A 4,773-nucleotide genomic window follows, 5' to 3' on the forward strand; every position below is an offset into this window, starting at 1 on the left:
TTGCGCCGCGGATCTTGCCGCGATCGACGACAAGTGCCGCGGCCGCCGAAACGACCGCGAAGGCATAGGAGGTGCGTTCGCGCACTTTCAGGTAGCGGGCGTGAGCGGCGAAGGAAGCTGCTTCCGCCGGCAGGCGCACCGCAACGATTAGCTCGCCCGGCTCCAGCACGGTCTCGCGCTGCGGGGTGTCGCCCGGAAGCCGGTGAAATTCCTCCAGCGTCACATGGCGCCGGCCCTCCTTGCCCTCGACCTCGACCACGGCGTCCAGCGCCACCAGGGGCACGCAGAAATCGGAGGGATGGGTGGCGATGCAGGCATTGCTCCAGCCCAGGATGGCATGCAGGCGGTTCTCGCCGCCAAGTGCCGAGCAGCCGGAACCGGGTTCGCGCCTGTTGCAGCCGCTGGCGGTGTCATGGAAGTAACTGCACCGCGTGCGCTGCAACAGATTGCCGCCGACGGTGGCGGCGTTGCGAAGCTGCGCCGAGGCGCCCGACAGCAGCGCCTCGGCCACCGCCGGATAGGCCTTGGCGAAGGCCGGATCGTGTGCGAGATCGGCATTGCGGACCAGCGCGCCGATGCGCAGGCCGCCATCATCGAGCGTTTCGATGCGATTGAGTTCCGGCAGCCGGGTAATGTCGACGATCCGTTCGGGGCTGGTGATGCCGCCCTTCATCAGATCCAGCAGATTGGTGCCGCCGGCGAGATAGGCCGAGCCCGGTCCGGCCGCCGCCGCTATGGCGTCGGAGATGGTGGCCGGCCTGATAAAATCGAAGTCCCTCATGCCGCGGTCCTCCGGTCGGTTCCGGCAAGTTGTTGCCGGGCCTCCAGAACGGCCTCGACGATGCCGCCATAGGCCGCGCAGCGGCAGATGTTGCCGCTCAGCCCCTCGCGGATACGCTCGGGATCGTCTCCAGCCTGTCCTTCGGCGATCAGGCCGAGCGTGCTCATGATCTGGCCGGGTGTGCAGAAGCCGCACTGGAAGCCGTCATGGGCGATGAAGGCGGCCTGCACCGGATGCAGTTCTTCACCGTGAGCGACGCCTTCGATGGTCAGCACCTCGGCGCCGTCATGGCTGACCGCCAGCGCGAGGCAGGAATTAATGCGCTTGCCGTCGACCAGCACCGTGCAGGCGCCGCACTGGCCGCGGTCGCAGCCCTTCTTGGTGCCGGAGAGCTCAAGCCGCTCGCGCAGCAGGTCGAGCAAGGTGACGCGGGTGTCGACCTCGAGTTCGTGGCGGTGTCCATTGACGGTAAGCGAGATGGGAAGGGTGGTCATGGGCGTCTGGCTCCAGTTGCTTGACGCTGAGGGGGATGATCTGGCGCTTGGGAGGGGAAGGACAAGGTCAGGCGGCAGCCAATCCGCCGCGGGTAGGGAAGGTGACAGCTTGCGGCTTCGAAAGACGTGACATACCGGGCTCCCTGATTATATGATAAAGGTGCTCCACTAAAACGGAGGCGCCTCCGTTTATCTACGTGGGGGCTGGCCGGGCATGGTTCAAGCCCCCATATCCCTGGTGGAGAAAAAAATTGGCTTTTGAGCCCGTCACAACTGTCGACCAAAAACCCGCCGCCGCCGACAAACCGCTGCGCGCGGATGCCCGGCGCAACCGCGACCGGCTGGCCGAGGTCGCGGCGGCCGTGTTTGCCGAGCGCGGCATCGATGCCTCGCTGGAGGAGATCGCGCGCCGCGCCGGCGTCGGCATCGGCACGCTCTACCGGCATTTCCCGACGCGCGAACATCTGGTCGAGGTGGTCTACCGCCGCGAGGCGGAGGCGCTATGCGCGGCGGCCGGCGAGCTTGCGGCAAAACATCCCTCCGATGTCGCTCTGGAAGAGTGGATGCGCCGCTTCGTCGACTATATCGCCACCAAGCGCGGCCTGGCGACCAGCCTGCGCATCCTGTTCACCACCAATTCGACGCTCTTCTCCGACACGTCGGGCCGGGTCTCGCAGGCGCTGCGGCAACTGGTCGAGGCGGCGGTGGCCGACGGCACGATCCGCGGCGACGTCGATGCCTCCGACGTGCTGCATGCGCTCGGCGGCATCTACTCGGCGCCCGACACGCCGGAATGGCGTGACCGCTCGCGCCGCCTAGTCAAGCTGTTGATGGACGGCTTGCGGTTCGGAGCGGGGAAGGCTGGGTGAACGGGGATAATGGCCGCGCAACCGTGCGCGACAGGATGATTTGAGGGGCATTCAATGTATGTAGGGCGTTCCTACAAGGTGGTCGATTTCGCGCTGTGGTCGCGGCGCAGCGTGCTCTACATGGTGGTGGTGAGCGGGCTGGCCGTGGCGGCCTACCGCCTGCCGGGCATTGCCGGGTTCTCCGTGCCATGGTCGGTGGTGCTGGTGCTCGGCACCACCGTATCGCTCGTCGCCGGCTTCAAGAATTCGCAGGTGCTCACCCGCAGCGGTGAGGCGCTGCAGGCTTTCACGCAGATCACGGCCAGCAGCCGGATGTGGTCCAATTTCTGCCGGGACTTCCTCGATGCGCCGACGGCTCGGAAGCTCATCTACCGCCACATCGCCTGGATGACGGCGCTGCGATACGCGCTGCGGCGGCCGATGCCCTGGGAATCGATGGGGAAGGCCGCCAATATCGAATACCGGCGGCGTTACCACATCCAGGAGGACGGGGGCTCGATCGCCGACGAATTGCGTCCGCTGCTGGGCGACCAGACCGTTGATGTCGTGAAATCGCCTCGTCCGGCGATAGCCTTGCTCGAATTGCAGTCGGTCCAGGTCAACGGGCTGCTCAAGGACGCCAAGATTCCGGCGCAGGTCTATGTCGAACTGACGAAGCTGATCCGCGACTTCCACGACCAGCAGGCGCGCTGCGACCGCATCAAGAACAATCCCTATCCCCGGCAATACGCCATAGTCAGTTCCATGTTCGTCATGATCTTCTGCACGCTGCTGCCGTTCGGCGTGGTTCCGGTCTTCGCCGACATGGGCAAACTGGACGGAATGCTCGGCTCGATCGCCATCTGGCTGACGATTCCGTTCAGCACGCTGCTGGGCTGGGCCTACATGTCCCTCGACCAGGTCGGCGAGAGCAGCGCCAACCCTTTCGAGGGCAACGCCAACGATGTGCCGATCTCGCAAATCTGCCGCGACATCGAGATCGAGATGCGCGCCGGGCTCGGCGAGAGCGACCTTCCCAAGCCCTTGCTGCCGGTCAATGACATCGCGATGTGAGGCAGGAGCAGGCGCCTACCGGCGGGAGATCACCCGCAGCCAGGGCGCCAGGTGGAAAGCGCTCATCAGCAGGTACATGGCGGGCATTCCGGTCAGGATTGGGCCGGCCAGCGGCGAGGCGCCCATGCATGGCATGGCGGTATCGCCGCCTTGAAGGCGGGAAAGCAGCGCCATCAGTGCGAAGGTGGGCGCTGCTGCCAGGCACAGCCAGTCGGCGATGCCACGAGGGGCGGCATTTTCGGCGCTGCCGATGCCGGAATGGATATCGCTCATGGTCTTACTCCCTTGGTGATTGCGACCCGTCAGGACCTGGGTCCTCGCCCCTGCCGAAGACGGGAGAGGAACCCAGGCTGGACAGGCTTGCGCCGGTTACTGCTTGTCCTTGTCGCGGAAGGCGGCTTCGCCGGCGGCGGACACTTCGGCCCATTTCTTGTCGGCTCCGGCTTCGTAGTTGTCGTGCCAGTTCCACCAGCTGTAGAGCGGGGTCTGCGGGTAGCCTTCGGGCGAGTCTTCCCAGGTCTCCTGGCGGCCGAGCGGTGTGACGTCGAGATAGCTCCAGACGGTGCCCAACGCCTCGTCGCCGCGGTTGTTGATGAAATAGGTGCGGAAGATGCGGTCGCCATCATGAATGAACACGTTGTGGCCGTGCCATTCGTCGACGCCGAAATCCTTGTCGAAGCTGTCGGTGATCGTGTACCAGGGCATCTCCCAGCCCATCCGTTGCTTCAGCCGCGCAATGTCGGCCTGCGGCGCGCGCGAGGCATAGGCAAGCGTGGTGTTGCGGGCGTTGAGATGGGCGAGGTGGCCGACCTGGTCGGCGCCGAGCGAGCAGCCACGGCAGGCGTGCTCCGGCCAGCCATAGACGCCAGGCTCGAAGAAGGCGCGGTAGACGATCAACTGGCGGCGGCCTTCGAACAGGTCGAGCAGGCTCACCTTGCCGTCGGGGCCCTCAAAGACATAAGCCTTGTCCACTTCCGTCCATGGCATGCGCCGGCGTTCGGCCGACAGCGCGTCCCTGGCGCGCATCGTCGCCTTCTCCTTCACCAGCATCTTTTGGTGCGCGGCTTCCCAATCTTGCCGTGAAACGATCGGCGGGGTCTTCATCGTCATGGTCATTGGTCTTCTCCTTTGCCAGTCGTGGCGTCGTTGCGGTGTGGTGTTGCCTGGGCAGGTCGGGGAGGCGCGGCGGAATCCAAGAGATCCGGTCCCGCGCAGCAGGGGTGGCGTGCTGCGTGCTTGGCCGTATCATTGGCCGTGTCGAGGTCGAGGTCGGTGGAAGCAGGCATCTTTGTATCTCCTATGCGTGCCGTCATTGCCGACTTGCTGGGCCGACTTGCTGGTTGACGGTACTGACGTAAGTTAGGGCGGCTCGGTGCCGAGGTGGGAGTTACAAGTGTGACGGGATTTGAATGGACTCGCTGATCACCTCGGCAGCGCTGGCGCTAGCGGCCGGCGATCCGCTCGGCGCGCTCGACCGCGTCGCCCTGCGCGAGGATGCGCCGGCGCTGGCGCTGCGCGGCATCGCCATGGCGCAGCTCGGCGACTTCGATCGCGCCAAGCTCTTGTTGCGGCGGGC

Annotated in this window: 6 protein-coding genes and 1 pseudogene; 3 read left to right on the plus strand and 4 right to left on the minus strand. The window is 65.5% G+C overall.

Annotated elements, in window-relative coordinates; all coding sequences use genetic code 11:
- Both O7A61_RS30965 and O7A61_RS30970 read right to left on the minus strand, forming a co-directional pair.
- Positions 1–781, minus strand: a 781-nt coding sequence (locus O7A61_RS30965; protein WP_337132988.1) for an FAD binding domain-containing protein, incomplete at its 3' end; no start/stop codon positions are given.
- On the minus strand, positions 778–1,275 hold the full coding sequence (locus O7A61_RS30970; protein WP_140771420.1) for a (2Fe-2S)-binding protein: 498 nt from the start codon (positions 1,273–1,275) through the stop codon (positions 778–780). The genes O7A61_RS30965 and O7A61_RS30970, both read right to left, overlap by 4 nt.
- Positions 1,276–1,526: 251 nt before the next feature.
- Between O7A61_RS30970 and O7A61_RS30975 the strand changes: the two genes are divergently transcribed.
- A complete protein-coding gene (locus O7A61_RS30975; protein WP_337132989.1) occupies positions 1,527–2,144 on the plus strand; it encodes a TetR/AcrR family transcriptional regulator in 618 nt (205 codons plus the stop codon).
- A gap of 54 nt (positions 2,145–2,198) precedes the next feature.
- Positions 2,199–3,197 carry a bestrophin family protein gene (locus O7A61_RS30980; RefSeq protein WP_337132990.1) on the plus strand — a complete coding sequence of 333 codons (999 nt, stop codon included), beginning with the start codon at positions 2,199–2,201 and terminating at the stop codon, positions 3,195–3,197.
- 15 nt (positions 3,198–3,212) lie between these two features.
- Here the strand turns inward: O7A61_RS30980 and O7A61_RS30985 are convergent, their stop codons facing one another.
- Both O7A61_RS30985 and O7A61_RS30990 read right to left on the minus strand, forming a co-directional pair.
- On the minus strand, positions 3,213–3,470 hold the full coding sequence (locus O7A61_RS30985; protein WP_337105176.1) for a hypothetical protein: 258 nt from the start codon (positions 3,468–3,470) through the stop codon (positions 3,213–3,215).
- A gap of 96 nt (positions 3,471–3,566) precedes the next feature.
- A complete protein-coding gene (locus tag O7A61_RS30990) occupies positions 3,567–4,313 on the minus strand; it encodes a DUF899 domain-containing protein (protein ID WP_337132991.1) in 747 nt (248 codons plus the stop codon).
- A gap of 293 nt (positions 4,314–4,606) precedes the next feature.
- Between O7A61_RS30990 and O7A61_RS30995 the strand changes: the two are divergent.
- A pseudogene (locus O7A61_RS30995) lies at positions 4,607–4,773 on the plus strand (helix-turn-helix domain-containing protein); the annotation flags it as partial.

The organism is Mesorhizobium sp. Cs1321R2N1, from assembly GCF_037179725.1.
GTDB classification, from domain to species: Bacteria; Pseudomonadota; Alphaproteobacteria; order Rhizobiales; family Rhizobiaceae; genus Mesorhizobium; species Mesorhizobium salmacidum.